General features: G+C 73.4%; 23 protein-coding genes. 11 read left to right on the top strand and 12 right to left on the bottom strand.

What is annotated here, in order from left to right; translation table 11 throughout:
* Positions 1–31: 31 nt before the first annotated feature.
* Entirely contained in the window at positions 32–727 is a 696-nt protein-coding gene (locus tag DS079_RS11860; protein ID WP_126987987.1) for a methionine ABC transporter permease, read from the bottom strand.
* Positions 724–1,740 carry a methionine ABC transporter ATP-binding protein gene (locus tag DS079_RS11855; protein WP_164736232.1) on the bottom strand — a complete coding sequence of 339 codons (1,017 nt, stop codon included), beginning with the start codon at positions 1,738–1,740 and terminating at the stop codon, positions 724–726. Before DS079_RS11855 ends, DS079_RS11860 begins: the two co-directional genes overlap by 4 nt.
* Before the next feature lie 227 nt (positions 1,741–1,967).
* Here DS079_RS11855 and DS079_RS11850 point away from each other — a divergent pair, with 227 nt between their 5' ends.
* The 3 genes from DS079_RS11850 to DS079_RS11840 are packed head-to-tail and all read left to right on the top strand — an operon-like array spanning position 1,968 to position 4,329.
* The gene (locus DS079_RS11850) at positions 1,968–2,477 is read left to right on the top strand and encodes a hypothetical protein (RefSeq protein ID WP_126987983.1); all 510 of its coding nucleotides are present in this window, start codon (positions 1,968–1,970) and stop codon (positions 2,475–2,477) included.
* Positions 2,478–2,533: 56 nt separating this feature from the next.
* Positions 2,534–3,703, top strand: a complete 1,170-nt coding sequence (locus tag DS079_RS11845) for a sensor histidine kinase (protein ID WP_126987981.1) — start codon at positions 2,534–2,536, stop codon at positions 3,701–3,703.
* Positions 3,700–4,329, top strand: a complete 630-nt coding sequence (locus tag DS079_RS11840) for a response regulator transcription factor (RefSeq protein WP_126987979.1) — start codon at positions 3,700–3,702, stop codon at positions 4,327–4,329. The genes DS079_RS11845 and DS079_RS11840 overlap by 4 nt, the downstream gene beginning before the upstream one ends.
* 30 nt (positions 4,330–4,359) lie before the next feature.
* On the opposite strand, the gene DS079_RS11835 is transcribed toward DS079_RS11840, so the two are convergent.
* The 5 genes from DS079_RS11835 to DS079_RS11815 form a co-directional block, all read right to left on the bottom strand.
* Positions 4,360–4,752 (bottom strand): type II toxin-antitoxin system VapC family toxin, encoded by a 393-nt coding sequence (locus DS079_RS11835; RefSeq protein WP_126987977.1) that lies wholly within the window; start codon positions 4,750–4,752, stop codon positions 4,360–4,362.
* A complete protein-coding gene (locus tag DS079_RS11830) occupies positions 4,749–5,021 on the bottom strand; it encodes a type II toxin-antitoxin system Phd/YefM family antitoxin (protein ID WP_126987975.1) in 273 nt (90 codons plus the stop codon). The genes DS079_RS11835 and DS079_RS11830 overlap by 4 nt, the downstream gene beginning before the upstream one ends.
* Positions 5,022–5,109: 88 nt before the next feature.
* Positions 5,110–6,135 carry an ABC transporter substrate-binding protein gene (locus DS079_RS11825; RefSeq protein ID WP_126987972.1) on the bottom strand — a complete coding sequence of 342 codons (1,026 nt, stop codon included), beginning with the start codon at positions 6,133–6,135 and terminating at the stop codon, positions 5,110–5,112.
* Between the two features lie 42 nt (positions 6,136–6,177).
* Positions 6,178–7,035 (bottom strand): ABC transporter permease, encoded by an 858-nt coding sequence (locus DS079_RS11820; RefSeq protein ID WP_126987970.1) that lies wholly within the window; start codon positions 7,033–7,035, stop codon positions 6,178–6,180.
* Positions 7,032–7,823 (bottom strand): ABC transporter ATP-binding protein, encoded by a 792-nt coding sequence (locus DS079_RS11815; RefSeq protein ID WP_126987967.1) that lies wholly within the window; start codon positions 7,821–7,823, stop codon positions 7,032–7,034. Before DS079_RS11815 ends, DS079_RS11820 begins: the two co-directional genes overlap by 4 nt.
* Positions 7,824–8,049: 226 nt before the next feature.
* Here DS079_RS11815 and DS079_RS11810 point away from each other — a divergent pair, with 226 nt between their 5' ends.
* The gene (locus DS079_RS11810; RefSeq protein ID WP_126987965.1) at positions 8,050–8,400 is read left to right on the top strand and encodes an ArsR/SmtB family transcription factor; all 351 of its coding nucleotides are present in this window, start codon (positions 8,050–8,052) and stop codon (positions 8,398–8,400) included.
* On the top strand, positions 8,397–9,449 hold the full coding sequence (locus tag DS079_RS11805) for an SRPBCC domain-containing protein (RefSeq protein WP_126987963.1): 1,053 nt from the start codon (positions 8,397–8,399) through the stop codon (positions 9,447–9,449). Before DS079_RS11810 ends, DS079_RS11805 begins: the two co-directional genes overlap by 4 nt.
* 12 nt (positions 9,450–9,461) lie before the next feature.
* Here DS079_RS11805 and tadA read toward each other — a convergent pair whose 3' ends face one another.
* From tadA to DS079_RS11790, 3 genes are all read right to left on the bottom strand, one after another.
* On the bottom strand, positions 9,462–9,923 hold the full coding sequence (gene tadA, locus DS079_RS11800; protein WP_164736237.1) for a tRNA adenosine(34) deaminase TadA: 462 nt from the start codon (positions 9,921–9,923) through the stop codon (positions 9,462–9,464).
* A 79-nt stretch (positions 9,924–10,002) separates the two neighbouring features.
* Positions 10,003–10,545, bottom strand: a complete 543-nt coding sequence (locus DS079_RS11795) for a dihydrofolate reductase family protein (protein WP_126987959.1) — start codon at positions 10,543–10,545, stop codon at positions 10,003–10,005.
* Positions 10,542–11,480, bottom strand: a complete 939-nt coding sequence (locus tag DS079_RS11790; protein WP_126987957.1) for a helix-turn-helix domain-containing protein — start codon at positions 11,478–11,480, stop codon at positions 10,542–10,544. The genes DS079_RS11795 and DS079_RS11790 overlap by 4 nt, the downstream gene beginning before the upstream one ends.
* A gap of 138 nt (positions 11,481–11,618) precedes the next feature.
* Here DS079_RS11790 and upp point away from each other — a divergent pair, with 138 nt between their 5' ends.
* A complete protein-coding gene (upp, locus tag DS079_RS11785; protein ID WP_010550798.1) occupies positions 11,619–12,257 on the top strand; it encodes a uracil phosphoribosyltransferase in 639 nt (212 codons plus the stop codon).
* A 412-nt stretch (positions 12,258–12,669) separates the two neighbouring features.
* The gene (locus DS079_RS11780; RefSeq protein WP_126987956.1) at positions 12,670–13,449 is read left to right on the top strand and encodes a winged helix-turn-helix domain-containing protein; all 780 of its coding nucleotides are present in this window, start codon (positions 12,670–12,672) and stop codon (positions 13,447–13,449) included.
* Between the two features lie 747 nt (positions 13,450–14,196).
* Here DS079_RS11780 and DS079_RS11775 read toward each other — a convergent pair.
* Positions 14,197–14,988 (bottom strand): protein phosphatase 2C domain-containing protein, encoded by a 792-nt coding sequence (locus tag DS079_RS11775; RefSeq protein ID WP_126987954.1) that lies wholly within the window; start codon positions 14,986–14,988, stop codon positions 14,197–14,199.
* 104 nt (positions 14,989–15,092) lie between these two features.
* Here DS079_RS11775 and DS079_RS11770 point away from each other — a divergent pair, with 104 nt between their 5' ends.
* The 4 genes from DS079_RS11770 (at position 15,093) to DS079_RS11755 (ending at position 22,721) form a co-directional block, all read left to right on the top strand.
* On the top strand, positions 15,093–16,850 hold the full coding sequence (locus DS079_RS11770) for a MinD/ParA family ATP-binding protein (RefSeq protein ID WP_126987952.1): 1,758 nt from the start codon (positions 15,093–15,095) through the stop codon (positions 16,848–16,850).
* 192 nt (positions 16,851–17,042) lie between these two features.
* Positions 17,043–20,183: a DEAD/DEAH box helicase gene (locus DS079_RS11765; RefSeq protein ID WP_126987950.1), complete on the top strand. Its 3,141-nt coding sequence runs from the start codon at positions 17,043–17,045 to the stop codon at positions 20,181–20,183.
* Entirely contained in the window at positions 20,180–21,019 is an 840-nt protein-coding gene (locus DS079_RS11760; protein WP_126987948.1) for an SWIM zinc finger family protein, read from the top strand. Before DS079_RS11765 ends, DS079_RS11760 begins: the two co-directional genes overlap by 4 nt.
* 88 nt (positions 21,020–21,107) lie before the next feature.
* Positions 21,108–22,721 carry a serine hydrolase domain-containing protein gene (locus DS079_RS11755; RefSeq protein WP_126987946.1) on the top strand — a complete coding sequence of 538 codons (1,614 nt, stop codon included), beginning with the start codon at positions 21,108–21,110 and terminating at the stop codon, positions 22,719–22,721.
* A gap of 21 nt (positions 22,722–22,742) precedes the next feature.
* On the opposite strand, the gene DS079_RS11750 is transcribed toward DS079_RS11755, so the two are convergent.
* Positions 22,743–24,101 carry a serine/threonine-protein kinase gene (locus DS079_RS11750; protein WP_126987944.1) on the bottom strand — a complete coding sequence of 453 codons (1,359 nt, stop codon included), beginning with the start codon at positions 24,099–24,101 and terminating at the stop codon, positions 22,743–22,745.
* Positions 24,102–24,179: the final 78 nt, after the last annotated feature.

Raw genomic sequence — 24,179 nt, 5'->3', positions numbered from 1 at the left:
GTCCTTCTCGACGAGGGTGGGATGAAGCAGGTCAGCGGGCCGCGGCGCGGTGGTCGACGGCGCGGGAGAGGGCGGAGCCGAGCGCCTGGACGGCGATCACGATGACCACCAGCACGACCACGGTCGCGACCATGACCACGTTGTCGTAGCTCTGGTAGCCGTTGCGGATCGCGAGGTCGCCCAGGCCCTTGCCGCCCACGGTGCCGGCCATGGCGGTGTAGCCGATGACGGCGATCGTGGTGGTGGTGAGGGAGCCGATGATGCCGGGCAGCGCCTCCGGCAGGAGGACCTGTCGGATGATCTGCCAGCGGGTGGCGCCCATCATCTGCACCGCCTCGACCTTCCCGGCGGAGATCTCGCGCAGGTTGATCTCGATGAGACGGGCGAGGAACGGGATCGCGGAGATCGCGAGCGCGAACATCGCGGCGTTCGGCCCGGTCACGCGGCCCACGATGAAACGGGTGACGGGGATCAGCGCGATGATCAGGATGATGAACGGGAAGGACCGCCCGACGTTCACGACGAAGCCGACGACGCGGTTCACCCAGCGGGCGAGACCGCCGCGGGCGCCGGAGGTCTCGAAGAGCAGCAGGCCCAGCGGAACACCGATGAGGGTGGAGAACAGCATGGTCCCCACGGTCATGTACAGGGTGATCAGGGTGTTGGACCACAGCGAGGTGTTGGAGTCCCAGGTGGTGAAGACGGGGTTGGCGAGCCACTCGATCATGCGGTCACCTCCTTCGCGACGACGCCGGCGCTCTCGAGCTCGGCGAGGAAGTCATCGAGCCCCTGGCGGGAGATCGGCTGTCCGGAGCGGTTGCGCAGGGCGAGCTGGACCCGCCCCACCTGGCGGCCGCCGATGGTCTCGATGGTGCCGGCGACGAGGGTCGCCTCGGCCTCGTAGGTCTCGGCCAGACGGATCAGGTCATCTGTGGTGCGGAAGCGCTCGGAGTCGCCGTAGTCGCAGTTCACGACCAGCGCCTCGATGCCGGTAGGGGCCGGCGGCAGCGGGATCAGCTCGGCGCTGAGGGGGCCGTGCGGATCGGCGGCGACCTCGAGCAGGTCGCCGCTCTGGGTGATCCGCCCGTCCTGGAGCAGGGTGACGGTGTCGCACACCTCGCGCACCACGCCCATCTCGTGGGTGATGATCACCACCGTGATGCCGAGGCGCTCGCGGAGGTCCGCGAGCAGGCGCAGGATCTGCCGGGTGGTGGTGCCGTCCAGGGCGCTGGTCGGCTCGTCGCACAGCAGCACCTTCGGCTCGGCGGCGAGGCCGCGCGCGATGCCGACGCGCTGGATCTGCCCGCCCGAGAGCTGCGCGGGATGGTTGTGCTCGCGGCCGGTGAGCCCCACGAGCTCGACCAGCTCGGCGACGCGGCGCTCGCGCTCGGCGCGGGGCACCCCGGCGATCTCGAGCGGGTGGGCGATGTTCTGGGCGGCGGTGCGGGAGTCCAGCAGGTTCGCGTGCTGGAAGACCATCCCGATGTTCCGCCGGGCGGCGCGCAGCTGGGCGCCCTCGAGCGCGGCGATGTCGGTGCCGTCGATCTCGACCCGGCCCGAGGTGGGCTTCTCCAGCCCGGTCAGGCAGCGGATGAGCGTGGACTTGCCCGCCCCGGAGCGGCCGACGATCCCGTGGATGCGGCCCGGCCCGAGGTGGAGGTCGATCCCGTCGAGCGCGACGACGGGGCCTCCGCCGCCGGGTGCGGGGAAGACCTTGCGCAGTGCGTCGAGAGTGATCACCCCGGAATTCAAGCATCGAGCGCCCCGCACGCCGAGCACGCGTTCATCTGCCGCAACAAACGTCACAGACCTGCAGGTCCCCATGTGGACGGGGTCACGCCGTGCGGTCTGACATCTGTCATGGGCGGGCCGTGAGAGACACATCCCGGTCGATGACACCGCGCCCTGCCGCGCAGCGACGTGCACGAGGAGGCTGGAACCATCAGCCACCCGGAAGGACTCCACCCATGTTCCAGGACCTCCTCGTCCAGCTCCACGACCTCGTCTCCGGCCTCGCGCCGTGGCAGCAGGTGCTCGCGCTCGTCCCCGCCGGAGCGGCCCCCTTCATCGAGAGCTATCTCGGCTCCTTCCTGGGCACCGCCCTCGGCATCCACCCGGCCCTCGCGATCCCCGCGGCGGTGCTGGGGAACCTGGTGGCGACCTTCGTGGTGATCGCGCTGGCCGGCCGCACCCGGGACGCGATCGCCCAGGGTCGTCGGATGCGCGGGGGCCGCTCCGCCGAGGAGCCCAGCCCCTCCCGCTTCCGGACCAAGGTCGCCGCGGCGCTGGAGAAGTACGGCGTGCCCGGGGTGTGCCTGCTGGGGCCGTTCGTGGTCGCCTCGCAGATCTCCGGACCTGCACTGATCGCGCTCGGCGCCGCGCGCGGCCGGGTCTACCTCTGGATGGGCATCTCCATCGTCCTGTGGGGCATCGTCTTCGGCGCCTTCGGCGGCCTGTTCCTCGCCGCGATCGGCTGAGCGGATACGCTTCGCCCCAGCTCGTCGACCGTTCCCGCGCCGAGGGGAGGACCGCTGTGGAGACCCGCACCGCACGCCAGTGGAGCGTGTTCTACGCCTACACGGCGTGGTCGGTCGTGCTCATCCAGGCGATCTTCCCGCTGGGGGTCCTGCTCGCGTTCGGCACCCCGGTGCCCGCGCTGCTGGCCGAGGCCCCGGCGGCGACCGCGGTGCTGCTCGTGCAGATTGTGGTCGGCGCCTGGTCCGGGCACCGAGCGCTCGCACTGTGGTCGGCGGACGCGCTGCCCGAGGCGCGAGACCGCTGGGACCTCCCGCAGGTGGGCAGCATCCCGGCGGACCGTTCGCTGCTCGCCACCGCGGTGCCGTCAGCGGTCATCGTGCTGCTGCAGCTGCTCGGCCTCTCCGCGGCCCCCGTGCTCGCCGCCTCGCTCACACTGCTCGCCGCCGCAGCGCTCCTGCGATGGCGCTGGCAGATCGGGGCGGCGGCGGCAGTCGCGACGACGGTGATCGCGATGGCGTTCGGGCTCTCCGCCCCCGTCGCCTTCCCCACCGGCGCGCTGCTGCTCGCCGTGGTGCTCACGGTGCGGATCTCCCTGTGGCTGGCGGCGATGGTGCGCGAGCTCGACGACGCCCGCGAGGCGCAGGCCCAGCTCGCCGTCGCCGAGGAGCGGCTGCGCTTCGCCCGGGACCTGCACGACGTCACCGGTCGCGACCTGTCCGTGATCGCCGTGAAGTCCGAGCTGGTGGCGCAGCTGGCCGAGCGCGGCGACCCCCGCGCCGCCGAGCACGGCCGGGAGGCGGCGCAGATCGCCCGCACCTCGCTCGCCGAGATCCGCTCGCTCGTGCGCGGCTACCGCGAGGCGGATCTCGCGACCGAGCTGCAGGGCACCGCATCCCTTCTGCGGTCCGCGCACGTCGAGGTCACGGTCCACGGCGCGGCCGAGGACGTCCCCGCGGCACGGGCCGGCACCGCCGCCTGGGTGCTGCGAGAGGGCGGGACGAACATCCTGCGCCATGCCGACCCGTCGGCCGTGGAGATCACCCTCCGCGCGGACGGCGTCACGATGGTCAACGACGGCGCGCGCGAGGACGCCGAGCTCCGGGAGGGCAGCGGGCTGGCCGGGATGCGCGAGCGCCTGGACGGCGAGGCCCGCCTGGACGTGCGCCGCGAGGACGGCACCTTCACCCTCGACGTCCGCTTCGATCCCCCGGGAGGGTCCCGATGACCGGCACCGCTCCTCCGGCCGCGCTGCGCGTGGTGCTCGTCGACGACGAGCACCTGATCCGCTCGGCGCTCGCGACGATGCTGTCCCTCGAGGAGGACCTCGAGGTGCTCGGCGAGGCCGGGACCGTCGCCGAGGGCGCGCGGCTGATCGCCGAGACCACGCCGGACATCGCCGTGGTGGACCTGCAGCTGCCCGATGGCGACGGGCTCGAGCTGTGCGAGCAGATCGCGGAGGCCTCCCCCGCGCCCCGCTGCCTGATCCTCACCTCGCATGCGCGGCCCGGCTATCTCAAGCGCGCCCTCGCCCAGGGCGTGCTGGGCTTCCTGCCGAAGACCACCTCGGCCGAGCAGCTCGCTCGCGCCGTGCGCTCGGTCGCGAACGGGCGCCGCGCGATCGACCCCGAGCTGGCCGCGGAGACGATCTCCTCGGGCGATTCGCCGCTCACGCCGCGCGAGGCGGACGTGCTCGAGTTCGCGGCCGACGGCGCCCCCGTCGAGCAGATCGCTCGCCGCGCCCATCTGGCCCCGGGGACCGTGCGCAACTACCTCTCGAGCGCCCAGGCGAAGCTGCAGGCCGCGAACCGGCACGAGGCCGCCGCGATCGCCCGCCGCCAGGGCTGGATCTGAATCCAGCGAAGAACCCGGACTGCCGCACTGTCACCAGATCCGCTGGAGCGAGCCGAGATCATCGAATACTCGGTCCGCGCTGATCAGCGGGATCCCCCGACGGATCGCCTGCGCGGCGATCATGCGGTCGAACGGGTCACGGTGGTACCAGGCGAGTGTGCCGCCGACCAGTGCGTCAGCGCTCTCTATCGGCAGTGCTTCGAAGTAGCCGCGCCGGAGATGGTCTCCGTAGTCCAGCACGAGGAACTCGGCCTCGGGGAGCTTGCCTAGGCGCACCTTCGTGGAGATCTCCCAGGCAGTGGCGGCGGAGACCAGGACCTCCGTGTCGAGATCGGAGATCAGGGCTTCCACCGGGCTCGTGAGCTTCGAGGGATCCGTCATCGCCCACAGCAGCACGTGAGTGTCGGCCAGGACCGTGGTCACTCCTCGCCCTCCCAGGCGTCCATTTCCTCAGGCGGGAGCTTGTCGAAGAACGTCACGGGGAGCTCGTAGCGGAGGTAGCCGAGCGGCCTCCGCCGCGTTTCAGGCGCCGGAGGCTCGACCGGTACCAGGCGCGCCACAGGGGTCCGCCCGCGCGAGATGGTGATCTCGGCGCCTTCCTCGACCTCGCGCAGGAGTTCGGAGAGGCGGGTCTTCGCCTCCTGCACCTTGACCGTCCTGGAATCGGGAACCGACGTCTCCGCTGCGCTCATGGCCTCATCGTAGAACCAGGTCGACCAGATGGACAGCGATCTGGTCGACCTGGCTCTGGCAACCTGGTCAGGTCGAGGCCCGGGCTGCTCAGCCGGCCGCGTTCTCCGCGAAGCTCGCATCGACGATGCCGGCGATGTCCAGCGGCTCGGCGTAGGTGATCTGCTCGGCCTCGATCCACACGGACTGCATCGCCTCGAGCTGATCGGGCTGCGGGGCGAGATCCGGCAGGTAGGTGTACATCGGGGAGGCCTTCAGCACCTCGATGTCCTGGCCGAGGGTGTCGGCGAGGATCTGGTAGACCTCGTCGGTCTGCTTCCCGTCGGCCGAGAGCTCCTGGGCGCCCTTGGCCAGCGCGGTGAAGAAGCCCTGCGCGAGCTCGGCGCCGACGAAGGTCTCGGAGTACATCACGCCCGTGCCGGTGGTGCCCTTCGCGGGGACCGCGAGCGGGGAGGCGATCCCGGCCTCCTCGATCGAGGAGGAGAAGGGGGCCGACGGGGTGGCCGCGTCGACGGAGCCGTTGGTGAGCGCCGGCTCCTGGTCGGGGGTGGCGAGGTTGGAGATCTCCACGTCGTTCAGGGTCAGCCCGCCCTCGTCGAGCATCGCCGCGAGCAGGTAGCCGCCGGTCGCGCCGGGTCCGCCGGCGACCCCGATGGTGCGGCCCTGGAGGTCCGCGACCTCGCTGACGGTGCCGTCGTCCAGGAGGTCCTGGCGGACCTCGAGCGCGGTGGGCGAGTTCTCGGGGTCGCCCGGGGAGATGCCCATGGAGCCGACGAGCTTGAAGGCCACGCCCTGCTCGAGGGCGTTGAACATCCCGGCGCTGAATCCGGCGACCATCACGTCGAGCTGGTCGTTCGACAGCATCGGCACGCCGTCCTGGCCGGACTTCAGCGGGGTGAGCTCGAGGGTGATGCCCTCCTCCTCGAAGTAGCCCATCGCGTCGGCGACGTACAGCGGCGCGAACAGGGCCGAGGGCAGGTGGCCCACGCGCACGGTGCCGTTGGCGCCGCCGGAGCCGCCGGAGGCGTCCTCGCCGGTGATGGCGGAGCCGCAGGCGGTCAGGGCGCCGCCGAGGGCGGTGGCGGCGGTGAGGGAGAGAAGGGTGCGTCGTCGCATCGGTGCTCCTGGGGGTGCAGGTGGTGGGGTGGGAGGTGGGGGTCAGCGCTCTCGGCGCCAGGGCAGCAGCAGCTTCTCGGAGCGGCTGAGGATCGTGGTGACCAGGGCGCCGATCAGTCCGATGACGACCAGGCCCACGTAGAGCTTCTCCGGGATGAACAGCTGCCAGGAGTTCCAGATCAGGTAGCCGAGCCCGGTGGTGGTCGCGCCGGTGAACTCGACGGCGGTGACCACCACGACGGCGGTGCCGGTGGCGGTCTTCAGCCCGGAGAACACGAAGGGCATCGCCCCGGGCAGGATCACGTGGCGGAAGCGGGAGAGGCCGGTGGCGCCGTAGGCGGCGCCCGCCTCGAGCAGCTTGCGGTCGATCGCCCACACGCCGGAGACGGTGTTGATCTGCATGATGAAGAAGGTCGTGATGAACACGGCGATGATCTTCGGCAGCTCGGTAGGCCCGAAGATCATCAGCAGGATCGGGAAGATCGCGATCTTCGGCAGCGGGTAGAGCGCGGAGAACAGCGGGCCGAGCGCGGCGTTCAGCGCGCGGGAGGAGCCCATCAGCAGGCCGACCACGATCCCGCACAGCGCGCCGAGGCCGCCGCCGACGGCGAGTCGCATCAGGGTGGGCGCGGTGTGCTGCCACAGCTCGCCGCTGACCAGCATCTCCCCGCCGGCGGAGACGATGCGGGTGGGCGGCGGGAAGAAGCGCGGGTCGATGACCTCGACGCGGGCGCACAGCTCCCACAGCACCAGCAGCAGTATCGGCGTCGCGATCGAGAGGACCAGGTCTCGGGTGGCCAGGCGCCGGTCGCGGGCGCGCTGCGCGCGGGCGGCGACGAGGGTGCGGTGCTCGCGGTCGTCGGCCGTCGTCGTGGTGCGGGCGGCGGGTGCGGTGCTCATGCGGTCTCCTCGGCGGTGCGCGCGTCCTCGCGCAGCAGGTTCCAGATGCGCGAGCGCAGCGCCGCGTACTCGGGGTCGCGCTCGATCTCGAAGGAGCGCGGACGGTCGAAGGGGACGGTGATGTCCTCGCGGAGGGTGCCGGGACGGCCGGACATCACGATCACGCGGTCGGAGAGGACGATCGCCTCGTCGATGTCGTGGGTGACCATGAGGACGGTCTTGCGCTCGGCCTCCCACAGGGCGATGAGCTCCTCCTGCATGAGCATGCGGGTCTGGGCGTCGAGCGCGCCGAGCGGCTCGTCCATGAGCAGCACCGGGGAGCCGGTCGCGAAGGCGCGGGCGATCGCGACGCGCTGGCGCATGCCGCCGGAGAGCTGATGGGGGTAGGAGTCGGCGAAGTCGGTCAGGCGCACCCGGGCGAGCCAGTCGTCGGCGATGCGTCGGCGCTCAGCCGTGCCGGTGCCGGTCATCCGCAGGCCGAAGGCGACGTTCTCCCGCACCGTCATCCAGGGGAAGACGCCGTGCTCCTGGAACACGAAGGCGGCGGGGATCCGGTGGCCCTCGTCCGGCATCGTCACGGAGCCGACGGTGCGCTCCTCGAGCCCGCCGAGGATGCGCAGGAAAGTGGACTTCCCGCAGCCGGAGGGGCCGACGATGCAGGTGAAGGAGCCGGGCTCGAGGGTCAGGGAGAAGTCCTCGAGCGCCCAGACGGGGTCGGTGCCGGAGAAGAAGACCTTCGAGACGTCCTCGGCGACGACGGCGCCGGGGGCGGGTGGTGTGGTGTGCATGCGGGCTCCTGGGTCCCGGGGCGGCCGGCGTCATCGGCGACCGACGGGGACGTGAGGGATCGGGCGGACTGGGGCAGGGATCGAGGGCGGGACAGCGAGCCCACACTAGTCGAGCGTCTCGAAGTGCGGACCCTCGATCTCGAACAACGGACCCTTCGACCTCCCTTGACAGGGGCGACGACGAGGAGGATTGTGTAAGCAGTTTCTTACTTAAGGAGTTGGTGACATGCAGTCTGCGGCGGATCCGCTCTCGCGGGTCTTCCACGCCCTGGCGGACCCGACCCGGCGCGCGATGATCGAGCGCCTCTCCCGGGGGCCGCTGCGCGTGGGCGACCTCGCCGAGCCCTTCGCCGTCTCCCGTCCCGCGATCAGCCAGCACCTGCGGGTGCTGGAGGAGGCGGGGCTGATCACCCGGACGCCGCAGGCGCAGTGGCGACTGTGCACCCTCACCCCGGAGCCGCTCGAGGCGGCGACCGACTGGGTCGAGGAGCACCGACGGATCTGGTCCGGCCGCTTCGACGCCCTCGAGGACGTGCTGCGCACCGCGCAGGCCACACAGGACGGAGACCCCTCATGACCGACAGCGACACCACCACCCCCACCTCCTTCACCCTCACCCGCACCCTCCGTGCCCCGCGCGCGCTGGTCTGGCGCGCCTGGACCGATCCCGCGCTCACCGCCCGCTGGTGGCACCCCGCGGAGGTCGAGGTCGAGCCCGACTCGGTCGCGATCGACCTGCGCGAGGGCGGGCAGTACGCCTACACGATGACCGTCGACGGGGAGCGCTGGCCGACGGCCGGCACCTACCTCGAGATCCGCGAGCCGGAGCTGCTGCGCTTCACCTGGCACGGTCCGGAGGACGCCGACGAGATCGCGCCTCTGGTCACCGTCCAGCTCGAGGAGGCGGGCGCCGACCGCACCCTGATGGTGTTCACGCTCGAGCGGCGGGTGCCCGCCGAGCCCGGCGAGGACGAGGACGTCCAGGACGGCTGGCGCTCCGCGCTCGACGAGGTGCTCGTGCCGCTGCTGGGCGAGCTGTCGGGCGACACGGGCCGGGGACGGCCGCGGATCGTGCTCGAGCAGCTGGTCTCGGCCGACGGCTTCGCGGCCGAGCCGGACGGCGGGATGCGCTTCGTCGAGGCGGTGAGCTTCGAGGACCTCGACCGCACCGACGAGCACCAGATGGAGTTCGTCGCGACGGTCGATGCGATCGTGCTGGGGCGGGTCACCTACGAGATGTTCTCCTCGTACTGGCCGACGGCGGACCCGGAGCACGACCGGCTCGCCGGGCCGATCAACGCCCTCCCCAAGCTCGTGGTGAGCGAGACCCTCTCCTCCGCTCCCTGGGGCGAGGACGAGGCCCGCATCGTGCGCGGCGGGGTCGACGGACTGCGCGAGGCGATCGCGCCGTTCGCGAGGGTCGTGGTGTGGGGCAGTCTCTCGCTCTCGAGGGCGCTGCTCGCCGCGGAGCTGGTGGACACGATCCGGCTGCGCACCGTCCCGACCTTCGTCGGCGAGGGGCTCGGCTTCACGCCGCCCACCCGGGAGCCGCTCGTGGGGCGCCTCGGCGAGCAGTGGCGATACTCCACCGGGCACGTCACCACCGAGTACCACCTGCGGGACTAACGTGCACAGGCGTCAGCGCTTCCGGCGGGCGCGGAAGAAGTCCCGCAGCAGGTCCCCGCACTCCTGCTCCCGCACGCCGCTGGTGAGCTCGACGCGGTGGTTCAGCCGCGGCTCGCGCACCAGGTCGTAGAGGGAGCCGGCCGCCCCTGCCTTGGGATCGGGGGCGCCGACGACGACGCGGCGGACCCGGGCGAGCACGATCGCTCCCGCGCACATGGTGCACGGCTCGAGCGTGACGGCGAGCGTGGTGCCCGTGAGGTTCCAGCGGCCGGTCGCCCGGGCCGCGGCGCGCAGGGCGAGGATCTCGGCGTGAGCGGTCGGGTCCTCGTCGGCCTCGCGGCGGTTGCCGGCACCGGCGAGCACCCGACCGTCGGCTCCGAGGACGACGGCGCCGATGGGGACGTCGGCGGGCTCGCGGTCGGCGGCGGCTCGCGCCTCGGCGAGCGCGAGGCCCATCAGCTCGTCATCCGTCATCGCGGCGTCCGTCGGCACGGATCCCGTCGGCGCGCTGTCGTCCAGGGGGTCGGTCATGGGGCCATTGTCCCGTCCGCGCTCAGCGCCGCTCCCCCACCAGCGCGTAGCGCGCCTCGAGGAGCGCGCCGTTGGTGCCGTGCTCGCGCAGCTCGAGAGCGAAGCGTCCGCCGAGCAGCGGCCTGCCCGCGCCGAGCGTGACCGGGGCGATCGAGACGAAGACCTCGTCGAGCATCCCGGCGCGCGCGAACTCGGCGGCGAGGTCGCCGCCGCCGACGATCCACACGTCCTTCCCGTCCGCGGCCTGCTCGATCGCGGCGCGGTGCTCGGTCGGAGATCCGGAGACCGCGGTGATCCCGGACCGCGGCTCCGCGATCGGCCGATGGGTGAACAGGAAGGTCGGCTGCGTGAAGACCCAGGCGCCCTCCACGGAGTCGCCGTGCTCGAGCACCCAGTCGTAGGTGGTGCGGCCGGTGACGATCGCGCCGACTTCGGCGATGAAGTCGTCGAAGGGCAGGATGCTCTCCTGCCCGGTGGGCTGGGAGAGGAGCCAGTCGAGGCTGTCGTGCTCGTCGGCGAGGAAGCCGTCGAGCGAGGTCGCGGTGAAGAAGCGGTAGCGGGTCATGGCGTCTCTCCTGTGCGTCGTCGGTGCCAGAGGATCGGGTCGGGGTCCAGGGGCGGCGCGCCCAGGTCGACGCCCGCGTCGGCCAGCATCCAGCGCGTGAGCTGGCGCCGGTGCGCGGAGAAGGTGAGCTCGTGGGCGAGGATCTGCGAGAGCAGGAACGACTCGGGCGGGTCGCACAGGGCATCGACGATGGCGTCCTGCCAGGCGCCGCGGCGCTCCACGTCCCTGACCATCGCGAGCCAGCGCGGGGCGGTGCGCCGGTGGCGCTCGGCGAGCGCGGCGGGGTCGTCCGGGCCCGAGAGGTCGGGCTCCGCCTCCCCGGCGATGCTGGCCAGCCACGGCTCCCGGCTGAGCACCAGGTGGCGCATCACCTGGGCGAGGGTCTCGTCGGGTCCGTCGAAGCCGCGCGGACGGCTGCCGTGCAGGCGCACGGCCCGGTACTCCTGCTCCGGCAGCTCGTCGGCCGCGCTCAGCAGTGCGTCGATGTCGTCGAGGTCGTGCTGGACCAGCAGCATCAGCACGTCCCCCGAGGAGTGCTCCTGGGGGCGGCCCGCGTCGATGTACAGGGCGGTGGGCGAGTGGAAGTGGATCCCGTTGGGGGCCGGGAGCCAGTGGCCCCGTTCCGCGCGGGCGGGAAGGTCCGACGGGGCGCATCCGAACGCCCGGCGGAAGGCCCGGGAGAACCCGTCGACGGAGTCGTAGCCGGCGGCGAAGGCCGCATCGGTGACCGACGTCCCGCCCTGCAGACTCCAGGCGGCCTGCTCGAGCCGCACCCGTCGGCGCATGGCTGAGGGACTCTCCCCCGCACGGCGCCGCACGGTGCGCTGGAAGTGGAAGGGAGAGAGGTGGGCGTCGGCGGCCATCTCCTCGAGGGAGGCGCCCTCGGCCTCGAGCACCGCGTCGAGCAGCCGTCGCAGGGGGTCCGTGCCGGTCATGGCTCCAGTATCCGCACGGCCCGGCCACGCCGCCCGACCGAACTTGCGCACCTCGGCGGCGGTACCCGCGGGAGGGGTTCCGCACGCGCGCTGCCGATGGGTCGGCCGCTCCCCGATCGCTCCGGTAGATTCCCTCCCATGCGCGTTCTGGAGATCGACCACCCCCTCGTCGCCCACAAGCTGTCGGTGCTGCGCAATCGCGCCACCCATTCCTCGGTGTTCCGCCAGCTCGCCGACGAGCTGGTGACCCTGCTGGCCTACGAGGCGACCCGCAACGTCGCCGTCGCGCCGGTGGAGATCGAGACGCCGGTGACCACGATGACCGGCACCCGCCTGACCAACCCCAAGCCGATGGTCGTGCCGATCCTCCGCGCGGGCCTGGGCATGCTGGACGGCCTCACCCGCCTGCTGCCCACGGCCGAGGTGGGCTTCCTGGGCATGGTCCGCAACGACGAGACCCTCGAGGTCACCACCTACGCGAACCGTCTGCCCGAGGACCTCTCGGGCCGTCAGTGCTTCGTGCTGGACCCGATGCTCGCCACTGGCCACACCCTCATCGCCTCCTGCGAGTACCTCCACGAGCGCGGCGCGAAGGACATCACCTGCGTGACCCTGCTGTGCGCGCCGGAGGGGCTGAAGGCGCTCGAGGAGCAGCTGGACCCCGCGATCGACCTCACCGTGGTCACCGCCGCGATCGACGAGAAGCTCGACGAGAAGGGCTACATCGTGCCGGGCCTCGGCGATGCCGGCGACCGCCTCTTCGGGGTCGTCGACTGAGAACGCGGCCACTGACCTGCACGAAGGCCCTCCGCGAGGGCCTCGACGCAGGACCCTGACGCCCCGTCGCCGTCCCGGAATGTGAACAGCCGCTTGCTCCTCGGGACGGGGCGGGGCATCCTCGTGTCATGACCTCGATCGCCGCGCACCGCGAGACCGCCCCCCGGGTGGTCCGCTCCGCCATGCGCGCGATGATGTTCATGATGATGATGCCGATGATGCATCGTCAGCCGAGCCTCTGAGCGCTCACGACCTCTCCGAGATCGGCTGACAGGAGCCGGCCGGAGGGCGCGGGCTCCAGGTGCCACCGGGAGCACGCCCCTCACCGATCCGCCTCAGGCGTCGATCACCCAGGGATCCCGGGCCCACCGCCCGCCGCGCAGGACGCGCCGCATCTCGGAGAACTCGCATCATGACCATCGCCCTGGATCGCCCCACCACCAGCACCACCAGCAGCACCGCCGCGCATACCCGGTCCGCGGCTCCCCGCCTGCAGCGGGTGGGCGGGACCACCTCGCGCCCCGTCGCCACCGAGGACGCCGTCACCATCACGGTGTCGGTCTCCCTGCCCGCCGGGACCGGTGACGTCGAGGCCGCGCTCATCGCCGACGAGCTGCGCACCCGGGCCCAGCGCCTGGTCGCCGCCCGCGACGGCCGCACCACGGTCTCGGTGGACAGCCCCCGTCCCTTCGCCGCGACCGGCCGCGGCACGACCCGCCCCCTGCCGCCCCGCGCCCAGGGTGCCGCCGCGGTGAGCCCGCTGCGGCCGCGCCGCAAGGGGATCGTCTCCCCGAACTCGCCGGCGCGCCGCGACGCGGAGGCGGCCCGCCGCCGCCAGCTGCAGGCCACGGCCGTCAGCCCCGCGAGCCCCTCCCTGGCCCCTGAGGACTCGCTGGTCATCGACCTGTTCGGCCGACGGGTGCGGATCGACGGGCAGGATGTGGACTTCACCCACAAGGAGTTCGAGCTGCTGGCCAAGCTGGCCCGCGACTCGCGCCGCACCATCTCCCGCACCGAGCTCATGGAGTCGGTCTGGGCCGATGCGCCCGAGGACACCGGTGAGCGCACGGTCGACGTGCACGTGCGCCGCGTGCGCACCAAGCTCGGCCGCTACCGCCGCCTGATCTCGACGGTGCGCGGCGCCGGCTACCGCCTGGACCCGGGCAGCGACGTCGCGGTCCTGGGGTCCTGAGGCGCCGGGCCGGGCGGGGTCGTCCCCGCTCCGGGCCCGGCGCGCTCCGGCCGCGTCCGCTGCGCGCCGACCGGGTCTGCCGGGCTCCGGCTGGGTCGCCGGTCGCGCGTGCCGTGCTCCGGCCGCGCTGTCGGCCGTGCGGGACCGGCGGGGAACTGCCATGGAATGCGACGAGCGGCCCGGAGCTCTCAGCCGACAGTGTCGGGGGCTCACGGACCGCTCGTCAGGCCTGTCGTCCGTCAGGGGTGGGTGCGGGCGAACAGGCTGGACGGGCTGCCACAGGTGGGGGAACCTGGCATTGTCGCCCGTCCGGCCGCTCCCCATGAGGGGGGTCTTGAGGAACGGCACATCTCTCAAATTTTCAATGTCTTCCGACGCTCGGAACACTACCAGCCGAACGCGGGGGTTTCATCCCCCGAAGACCGACTCCGTCTGTTCTTCACGTCACGCTCCCCGCTGGGGCTCGCAACGCCTTCCCGATCGACGTCGTGAGACCGAGTCTAGGCCCTGGATCGCCGTCTGTAAACGCAAGGGGGCTCCCTGTTCTTGCAGGTGACGTGCAGGAAACATAGCTCGGACGACACGCCGGGAAAAGGTCGAGCGATCCCCATGAAAGCGTCAAGAGACGCGGCCGGAGGGCCCTTCGCGAACGCGGCGCCGTCGCCCGGCCGGATGGTCGGCGCTCCGGTCACCCTCGACGTCGGCTCCGCGCTCCCTCCGTGCATGCACGGTTCTCCCAGCCGCGCCTCAGGGGCGATTGGTCCGAGATGCCCGATCCCCCGTGGTGGGCGCTCGGAGATGGAGGGTGAGCGAGGTCGCGTCGTCGTGGCGCTTGCGCGGTGCCCGCTCCGGGTCCAGCGCGTCCTCCGCTCGCCGGATCGAGGAGATCACCGCCCGCGGATCCGCGCAGAGGGCGCGAGCGAGCGAGTCGTCGTCGTGCAGCCCCAGCAGCTCCACCGCCCGGGTCACGCCGTCGCTGAGCAGATGGACGGCCGCGAGGTCCGCGAGCGGGACCCGGCCCGTCAGCGCCTCGTCCGCGGCCGCCGGCTCGTGACGGGCGACCCAGAAGCCGCCGGGGGCGTTGCGGCACGCCTCGATCGCCTCGGCGCCGCGCTCGCGGCGCACCACCTCCTCGATCCGCCGGTCGGTCAGGCGCACGACGGAGCCGTCGCAGTGCTCCAGGAGCAGGGAGGCGTCGCAGAGCACGAGGTGCTCGAGATGCGTCCCGGTGCGGCGCACCGCGGCGACGGTGGCCGAGGGACCGCCCGCCTCGAGGTCGCACTCGTGCTCGTGCAGGGAGCGGACCTCGCCGATCGCGGCGGCGAGTGCGCCGGCGAGCGGGACGGCGGGGTCCTGGGCGCGGGCGAGGAGGCGGGAGGCGAGGGAGTGGGAGAACCAGGCGACGCCGTGGCGGCAGCCGGAGCGGAAGCGGGCGGGCACCCCGGCCCCGTCCAGGACCACGGCGACCTCGCCCAGCACCCCCGCCGCGTCCTCGTCCGCACCGGGCACGGCCGGGTCGCTGAGGGACGTGATGTGCACGCCGCCACTGTAGGCGCGGGAGGGGGCCGCCGCGCCCGTAGAGTGGTCCCGGACCTCTGCCGCGGACCCCGTCCGGCGGCGCTCAGCATGGAAGGGATGACCAGATGATCGCGCAGGCGCGCATCACCTCCGAGACGACCGCCACGGTGCATCTCGCGGACGAGTCCGTCGAGGTCTCCGGGGCCGACCTCCCCGAGATCCGGGACCGGGTCAAGCAGGTCTTCATCACCTCCGCCAAGAGCGCCGACGAGGAGCTCGACGTGGTCATCGTCGAGCCCGACGTGCGTCACCACCTGCGCGTCGAGCCGAGCGGGCGGATCTCCCCGCGCGAGGCCGACGACCGCCCGCTCTTCGGCCCCGGGGCCGACGATCCGCTGATCGCGCCGCCGCTCATGGTCACCGGCGAGCAGCCCGCGGTCGACGCCGAGGGTGCCCCTGCTGCGCGTCCGCACCGCGCGCGCCGGCGCCGGGCCGCCGCGAAGCCGCCGAGCACCGTACCGGGCTCCGCCGGCGGCTCCGCCGAGTCGACCGGGGAGCATGCGGCGGTGACGACGGGCGAGCACGCCCGCATCTCGCCGTTCGCTCCCGAGGCCGGCGACGTGCCGGTGGCCGGTGTCGCACCGTCAGCGGCCGCGTCCTCGGCGTCCGCACCGTCGGCTGTCGCGTCCGCCTCGAGCTCCGCGGCCTCGGCCGCCTCCGCCTCCTCGGCGGCCTCCGCGCCGTCGGCCCGCTCGGCCCGTTCCGCACCGTCCGCGCCCTCGGCCGTCTCCGCACCGTCCGCGCCCTCGGCCGTCTCCGCGCCGTCCGCACCGTCGGCCGCCCCCGCACCGTCCTCCCCCGGGGTCTCCGCCCCTGCGCCGTCCGCCGCGTCGTCGACCCCCGCGGCGAAGCGGCCGCTGCCCTCGCGCGCGACGGTGCCCGCCGACGGGCGCCCCACCCTGCAGGACCTGCAGTCCTCGACCGCGAAGCACCGGAAGGTGAAGGCCACCCGCGGGTTCCGCGGCGTCATCACGCGCGCCACCCGCGGGGTGATCTCCCCCGGCCCCGGGAAGAAGGAGCGTCTGGAGATCGAGCGCCTGGAGCGGATCCGTCGACCCCTGGACGGCCCGCGGAACATCGCGGTGGTGAACCTCAAGGGCGGCGCCCACAAGACCACCGCCTCCCTCATGATCGCCGCGACCCTCGGCGTGAGCCGCGGCGGCAACGTCCTGGCCTGGGACAACAACGAGACCCGCGGCACCCTCGGCTGGCGCGGCGTGCCCACCGAGCACCACCGCACGGCCGTGGACCTGCTGCACGACATCGAGTCGCTCCGCTCCCCCTCGGCGAGCAACGCGGACCTCGACCCGTACGTCCGGCCGCAGGGCGAGATGCGCTTCGACATCCTCGCCTCGGACGAGGACCCGGGCTCGGCCGCGCTGATCGACGACCACGCCTTCGGCGAGCTCGACGAGGCGCTCTCGCGCTTCTACCGCATCAAGGTGATCGACACCGGCAACAACGTGCGCGCCTCGAACTGGCTCGCCGCCGTGAAGAGCGCCGACCAGCTGGTGATCATCTCCACCGTCCGCGAGGACACCTTCAACGCCGCGGCCTGGATGATCGACGAGCTGCGCGCGACGGGGCTGGGCGAGCAGGTCGACCACGCGGTGACGATCCTGTCCCACTCCTCCAAGGGGAAGTTCGATCCGACGCTGCGCTCGCGCCTGCTCGCGCACTTCGGCGCGCACACCCGCGCGGTCGCCGAGGTGCCCTACGAGCAGCAGTTCGTCGACGGCACCCACCTGGACTGGAGCCGGGTCTCCAAGGCCACCAAGAAGGCCTGGCTGGACGCGACCGCGCTCATCGTCGACGGGCTGTGAGCCGTCGGGCGGTGAACGGGCGGGCGGTGGACGGGCGGGCCGCGAGCAGGTCGGCCGAGCGCGGTCGGGCCGCGCCGGGGACGTCCCCGCGGCCGTCCGGACCGTTCCTCCCCAGCGTCCCGCCCCGCGCGGCCGTCCACAGCGCGGCGCCGACCGGCTCGTCCGTCGGCGCCGACGCCTAGGGTGGGCGCCATGCCCGATCGCCGCCTCCACCTCGTCGTCGACGAGGACCTCGGGCCCGCACTGTGGGTGGCCGAGCAGACCGGCCCGCGCCGTTCCCGCGCCCTGGAGGACCTCGCCGGCCTGCGCGCCGACGCCCCCGCCGCGATCGCGGCGGCGCTCGAGGACGCCCCCGACCAGCTGCGCCACCGCGTGCGGATCCCCGGTAAGGACGGGGACCGTCGCCTGCCCGCCCTGCCGCTGTCCGGCACGGGCCTGACGGGCCTGGTCGGCGCCGCGACCGCCCTGCTCGAGGCGCGCTTCGGGGACGAGCTGACGGACCGGCTGGCCGAGCTGCTCGCCGACGGGACCGCCGCCCGCCTCGCCGACGCCCTGATCGCGATGCCGAACCTGCTGGCCGCCTGCGTGCTGGACCTCCGCGCCCAGGAGCTGCTCGCCGCACGGCACCTGCGCGCCCGCGCGACCGAGCGCTACGGCCGGCCCGTCATGCAGTGGCGCGCCCCCGATCCCGCGGCGCCGCCGCTGCTGCACGCGCTGGTCGACGGCCATGCCCGCACCGCCTTCGCCGAGCACCTGCGCAGCGCCCCGCCGCCGTCCGCCGATCCGACCGGGGTGCTGTGGGCGCTGGCCGACGACGGCGAGCTGCGCGCCGACCTGCCCGCCCAGCGCCGCCTCACCACCGCCTTCGACGCCTTCGTCGACTCCGGCCGCCCCGGCGTGCGGCTCGGCCCCGGGGACAGCGAACTGGTGGTGCGGCTGTTCCAGCCGCCGGTCGGCACGGCCTGGCCGCTGCAGACCTGCCTGCGCGAGGACGACGGGACCGTGCACCCCGTCGCGGACCTCCGCGCCGTCGGCGACCTCACCGCCGCCGGCGCCGCCGAGGCCTCCGCCGCCGTGCTGCGACTGGCCCCCACCGTGCGCACCGCCGCCGTGGACGACACCGGCGTGGACTGGCTGCTGACCACCGAGGAGGCCTCCGCCTTCCTCGCCCTGGACACCCCCGCGCTCGAGCAGGCCGGGGTGACGGTGCTGCTGCCCCGCGACTGGACCGCCCAGCGCACCACCCTGCGCCCCCAGGAGGCCGAGGAGGAGCCCGGCGAGCGCAAGGGCTCCGGGGTGGGGCTCGGGGCGATGGCGTCCTTCCGCTGGCGGGTCGCCGTCGGCGACACGGAGCTCACCGAGGAGGAGATCGCGCAGATCCGCGAAGCGCAGGCCGAGATCGTGCAGCTGCGCGGCCAGTGGGTGCGCCTGGACCCCACCACCCTCCGCGCCGCCGAGCGGTTCCTCGACGCGTTCAGCCGCCGCACCCGCAGCAACCGGCTCGCCACCGGCGAGGACGGCCAGGTGCAGGAGGGGCACCGCGAGGAGGCGGAGCGAGCCCGCGACTCCCGGCGAAGGCCGGACCGCCCCGCCGCACCGGCGCTGCCGCCACCCGCACCGGTCCCCGCCGAGATGGAGGGGCGCGCGCCGTGGATCGAGATGTTCTCGATGATCCTCTCCCCCGAGGTCGCCGACGTCGACTTCGGAATGTCCGCCCTGGTCTCCGGCGGCAGCCGGGGCCTCGCCCGGCTGCTGCCCGGCGCGGAGGGCCCCTACCCCTATCCGCAGCCCGAGACGCTGCAGGCCACGCTGCGGCCCTACCAGCTCGACGGGCTGAACTGGCTGTGGGCGCTGGATACGCAGTCCCTCGGCGGGATCCTCGCCGACGACATGGGGCTCGGCAAGACGATGCAGGTCCTCGCGCTGCTGTGCCGGGAGCGGGAGGGGGTGCGCAGGGAGCGCCTGGTGGACAGCCCGCTCACGGACCGACGCGAGATCCCGCCCATGCCCGTCGGCCCCACCCTGCTGGTGTGCCCGATGTCCGTGGTCGGGGCGTGGCAGCGCGAGGCGGAGAAGTTCGCGCCCTATCTCTCGGTGCACGTGCACCACGGCGGGGACCGGCTGCGGGACGAGTCCTTCGTCGACGGCGCCTCCGACCTCGACCTCGTGATCACCACCTATTCGCTGCTGGCCCGGGACCTGCCGCTGCTGCAGGCCGTGCCCTGGCACCGGATCGTGTTCGACGAGGCGCAGCACGTGAAGACCCCCGGCACGCAGGTCACGCAGGCCGCCCGCGCACTGCAGGCCCCGCACCGCCTGGCGATGACCGGCACCCCGGTCGAGAACCGCCTCGGCGACCTGCACTCCCTGATGGAGGCGGTGAACCCGGGCCTGCTGGGCAGCGCGGCGAGCTTCCAGGAGCGGATCGCCACCCCGATCGAGGAGGACGGCGATGCGAGCGCGATCAGCCGCCTGCGCTTCGTGACCTCGCCGTTCATCCTGCGACGGGTGAAGACGGATCGCTCGATCATCCAGGACCTGCCCGAGAAGATCGAGCTGCAGCGGGTGGTGAACCTGACCCCCGAGCAGGCCGGGCTCTACGAGGCGATCGTGAACGAGCTGATGGTCCAGCTCGACGGGGCCGAGCAGAACAAGCGGCGCACCCTCGTGGTCTCCGCGATCACCCGGCTGAAGCAGGTGTGCAACCACCCCGCCCACTATCTCGGGGACGGCTCGCCGCTGGTGCGCGGCGGCGAGCACCGCTCGGGCAAACTGGAGCTGGTGGACGACCTGCTCACCTCCGCCTTCGAGAAGGGCGAGAAGGCGCTGCTGTTCACGCAGTTCACCACCTTCGGGCACCTGCTGGTCCCCTACTGGACCGAGCGCTTCGCCGAGCTCGGCATCGACTCGGTGCCCTTCCTCCACGGCGGGGTCGCCAAGCGCGACCGGGACGCGATGGTCGCCGAGTTCCAGGAGCAGCGGGACCGGCCGGGGCTGATGCTGCTGAGCCTGCGCGCCGGCGGCACGGGCCTGACCCTCACGGCCGCGAACCATGTGGTGCACCTGGACCGCTGGTGGAACCCGGCGGTGGAGAACCAGGCCACCGACCGTGCCTTCCGGATCGGCCAGCGCCGCGACGTCACCGTGAACACGCTGGTCAGCGCCGGGACGGTCGAGGAGAAGATCGACACCGTACTCGAGGACAAACAGGCCCTGGCCGACCTCACGGTGGGTCACGGGGAGGACTGGCTCGCCCAGCTCGACGACGACCGCCTGCTGGATCTGCTCTCCCTGGACGAGACGGACGAGGACCGAGGGGACGGGATCCGATGAGCATCCAGCTGCGCTCTCGTCGGGGGCCGATCGGCACAGCGTGGCAGGCGGTCGCCCTGCGCGAGGCCGCCGAGCGGCTCCTCGGACCGGGCAGGGCCGGCCGCGGCCGCACCGACGCGCGCGCCGGCCGCGTGCAGTGGCTCGAGGTCGAGCCGGGCGCCGCCCGCGCCGCGGTCGAGGACCCCGATGGCGGCCTGCACCAGGCCCGTCTGGACCTGCCCGCCTATCGCGACGGGGACCGGGAGGTGTTCCTGCAGGTCGCCCGCGCCCATCCCGAGCTGCCCGCACGTCTGGCCGCCGGCACCTATCCCGAGCAGATCGAGACCGAGCTCGCCCCCTCGATGCTCTCGCTGCTGCCGCGGGACGCCGCCGAGCTCTCCCACGACTGCGACTGCCTGGACTGGCCCGGTCCCTGCCGTCACGTCTCCGCGCTGGTGTACGTGCTGGTGGAGGCGGTGGACGAGCATCCCGTGCACCTGCTGACCCTGCGCGGGATCCGGCTCGAGGAGCTCGTCGCACCGGTGGCCCCGGCGGCGGGCGCCGCGGGCCCGCCCCGCGGCGAGGACGCGCACGGCTCCGGCGACGGGCCGCCCGACGCGTCGGACGAGGCGGAGGCGGCGCCGGAGCCTGCGCCCTACGACCCGCGGCACACCGATCCCGCGCGCCTGGCCGAGGTGGTCGGCGAGGAGGTGGCCGCGATCATCGCTGCGTTCTACCACGCGGGGACCGCGGAGGCGTCGAGCGGAGGCCCGGCCGGGCACCCGGGTGGGGAGCTGGTGGACGGGTCGGGCGGGGAGCCTGTCGACGGGACGGGCGGAGGCCCGGAGCGGGACTGAGCGCCCGCAGCGCGGTCCACGATCGGGCCGTCCACAGCGGCAGCGCGTCCGGTCGGCGCGGTCGCCGTGCCGCACTACAGTGGAATCCATGCCGTCCAGCGCCGAGAGCCCCCGTCCCCACGTCCCCGCGGAGGCGGTCACCGCCATCGCCGCCCTCGCCGAGAACGCCGTCGCCGAGCACCGCACCTCGGGCGTGACCTGGGCGATCATCGGCGGCTACGCCCACGATCAGGCGATCCTCGCCCACGGCGCGGCCGGGCACCGCGAGCTCGCGGACGGCCGCCCGGCCCCCGGCTCCTCCCCGATGGACCGTGCGACCGTCTCCCGCATCGCCTCGATGACGAAGTCCTTCACCGCCGCGACGATCCTCGCCCTGCGCGACGAGGGCCGGCTGTCGCTGGACGACCCGATCTCCGCGCACGTGCCCGAGGCGGAGGGTGCCTTCGAGCTCGCGGACGACGACCGCGAGCCGACCCTGCGCCGCCTGCTGACCATGGACGCCGGGCTGATCACCGACAACCCCTGGGGCGACCGCCAGGAGGCGATGACCCGCGAGGAGTTCGCCGCCGTGCTCCGCAGCGGGCTCGGCCACGTGCACCGGCCCGGCGACGGGTTCGAGTACTCCAACACCGGCTACGCGCTGCTGGGCCGGGTGATCGACGAGGTCACCGGCTCGGACTACGCGACCGAGATCCGTCGCCGCTTCCTGGACCCGCTCGGCCTCACGGCCACGGGCTGGTCCGCCGGCGAGATCGACACCGGCCGCCTCGCGACCGGGCACCGGCTCGCCGACCGCACCGACGCGACCCGCTTCGAGGCCGTGCCGCTGGACTCCCCCGGCGTGTACGGGGCGATGGCGGGGCTGTTCTCGAGCGTCGACGACGTGGCGACCTGGGGGCGCTTCCTCGCCGCGGCCGACGCCGAGGGCAGCGCCTCGCGCGGGGCGGGACCGCTCGCGACCGCCTCCCGCCGGGAGATGCAGCAGCTGCACCGCCATCAGGCGCTCGCGCCGCTCCCCGCCGGACAGGACGGGGTCTCCCCCGGCTTCGACCGGGTGCGCGGCTACGGCTTCGGCCTGGTGATCGAGCACTTCCCGGACCTGGGCGAGGTGATCTCCCATTCCGGCGGTTACCCGGGCTACGGCTCGTTCATGGTCTGGCACCGCGACTCCGGCGTGGGCGTCGTGGCGCTGGCGAACTCGAAGTACGCCCCGGCCACTCCCCTGTCGATGCAGGCGCTGCGGATCCTGCAGCGCGAGGCGCCGGAGCTGCTGGCCCGTCGCGCGCCGGAGCCGGCGCCGCACACCCTCGAGGCGGCCAGCGCGGCGCTGGACTGGCTGCGCACGGACGAGGACGCCCTGGCCGACGCCTGGTTCGCGGACAACATGGACCTGGACGTGCCGCGGGCGGAGCGACGCCGCCGACTGGAGAAGGCGCTGGCCGCGACCGGTCTCGACACCTCGGCGCTCGAGGCGCTGCGGGTCGAGGACGCCCAGGTGCTGAGCCGGGCACGGCTGCGCTGGACGGTGCCCGCCCGAAGCGGTGCGGGCTCGGCGGGGAGCGCGAGCGGCAGCGGGGCGGCTGCCGGTGGAGCCGGGTCAGCCGGCAGCACCGCGACGGCGCCGTCGGCGCTGCAGGTGGAGATGCTCATGGACCCGCGGCGCGAGGGGCTCGTGCAGTCCCTGGACACCATCGCGCGCTGATCGGGGCGCGGGGCCGGGTGGTCAGGCGGGGTGCCCGTCGGCGGCGGGGAGATCCTCTGCCGCCTCGACCTGGGCGATGGCGGCCCCGTCGGCCGCCGGCCCCTCCGGCAGAGCGGTCGCGGTCCCGTCGAAGATCACCAGCAGCACGATCGCGACGATCACGCCGAGCACCAGTGCGGAGCCCGCGCCGAGCCCGATCGCGATCATGGTGCTGCGGTCGCGCGGCGGGCGTCCACCCGTCGTGCCGCCGGTGGTCGTGGTGGTGCCGGCGAAGGTGTGGGGCGAGGTGCCCGGGCCGGGCTGGCCGGGGCGGGTGCCGGGACCGCCCGCGCCCGGTCCCTGACCACCCGCGGGGCCTCCGCCGACAGGGCCCTGGCCGCCGGGGCCCTGCCCCTGCGCCCACTGCGGGCCCGTCTGCGGCGAGGCCGAGCCGACGGAGAAGCCCTGCTGGACCTGGCCGGCGCGGATCGCCTCCATCGAGGAGGGCGCGACCTGGGCGGCGGGCCGCTCGGGACGGACCGCGCCCGGGCCGTTCGGCGGCAGCGGGTCCAGGGTGTCCTGGAAGGTCAGCGGCGCACCGTCGGCGTGGGTGAGCGGGTAGCCGGGCGGCACGCGCGGCAGATCGCGGCGCACCGCGTCGGCGTCCTGGTAGCGGTCCTCGGGCTGGGCGGCGACCAGGCGGCGGATCACAGCGGAGAGCTTCGGGGTGACGCCGCGCAGCAGCTGGCTGAGCTCGTCGGGGCGGAAGGCGCCGTCGTGCAGCTTGATCGGCCCGTTCAGCGCGACCAGCGCGACCACGCCCGCGGCGTAGAGGTCGTGGGAGGGGGCGGGCTCCGCCATCGCGAACAGCTCCGGCGCCATGTAGCCGGGGGTGCCGTTGACCATGCCGACGTGCGTGAAGCGCACATCGGTCTCGTGGACGGCGATCCCGAAGTCGGCCAGGCGAGAGACGGGGAACTGCCGCCCGCGGGGCTCGAACATGATGTTCGCGGGCTTCACGTCGCGGTGGATCCAGCCTTCGGCGTGCACATGGGAGAGCCCGTCCAGAAGCTGGTCGAGGATCACCACGACGGCGGGCTCGGCCAGCTTGCCGCGGGTCTTGACCACCGACTCGAGAGTCCCGCCGGAGACCAGCGGCATCGCGATCACGACGTGCTCGTCCTCAGCACCCCAGCCGTAGGGGGTCAGCAGGTGCGGATGGTCGAAGCTGACGCCCTTCTCACGCACGAAGCGCATGAGGTCGGCGGAATCGCGTTGGCGCAGGACCTTCGCGGCGCACAGCTCCTGGGTCTTCGAGTCCCAGGCGCGCCACACGGACCCGGACCCGCCCTTGGCGATCAGGTCGATGAGCGCGAAGCGCCCGACAATAACGTCAGCCATGATTTTCCCAGCATAACCTCAGCGCTCCGGCCGAGGTTATGCTGACGTGGATCCCTGCCGTCCGGGCGTCTGCCCGGC

This window comes from Brachybacterium paraconglomeratum (assembly GCF_003994255.1).
In the GTDB taxonomy this organism is placed as follows: Bacteria; Actinomycetota; Actinomycetes; order Actinomycetales; family Dermabacteraceae; genus Brachybacterium; species Brachybacterium conglomeratum.
The sequence above is the reverse complement of the archived record's forward strand: the minus strand, read 5'-3'. Positions and strand labels throughout refer to the sequence as shown.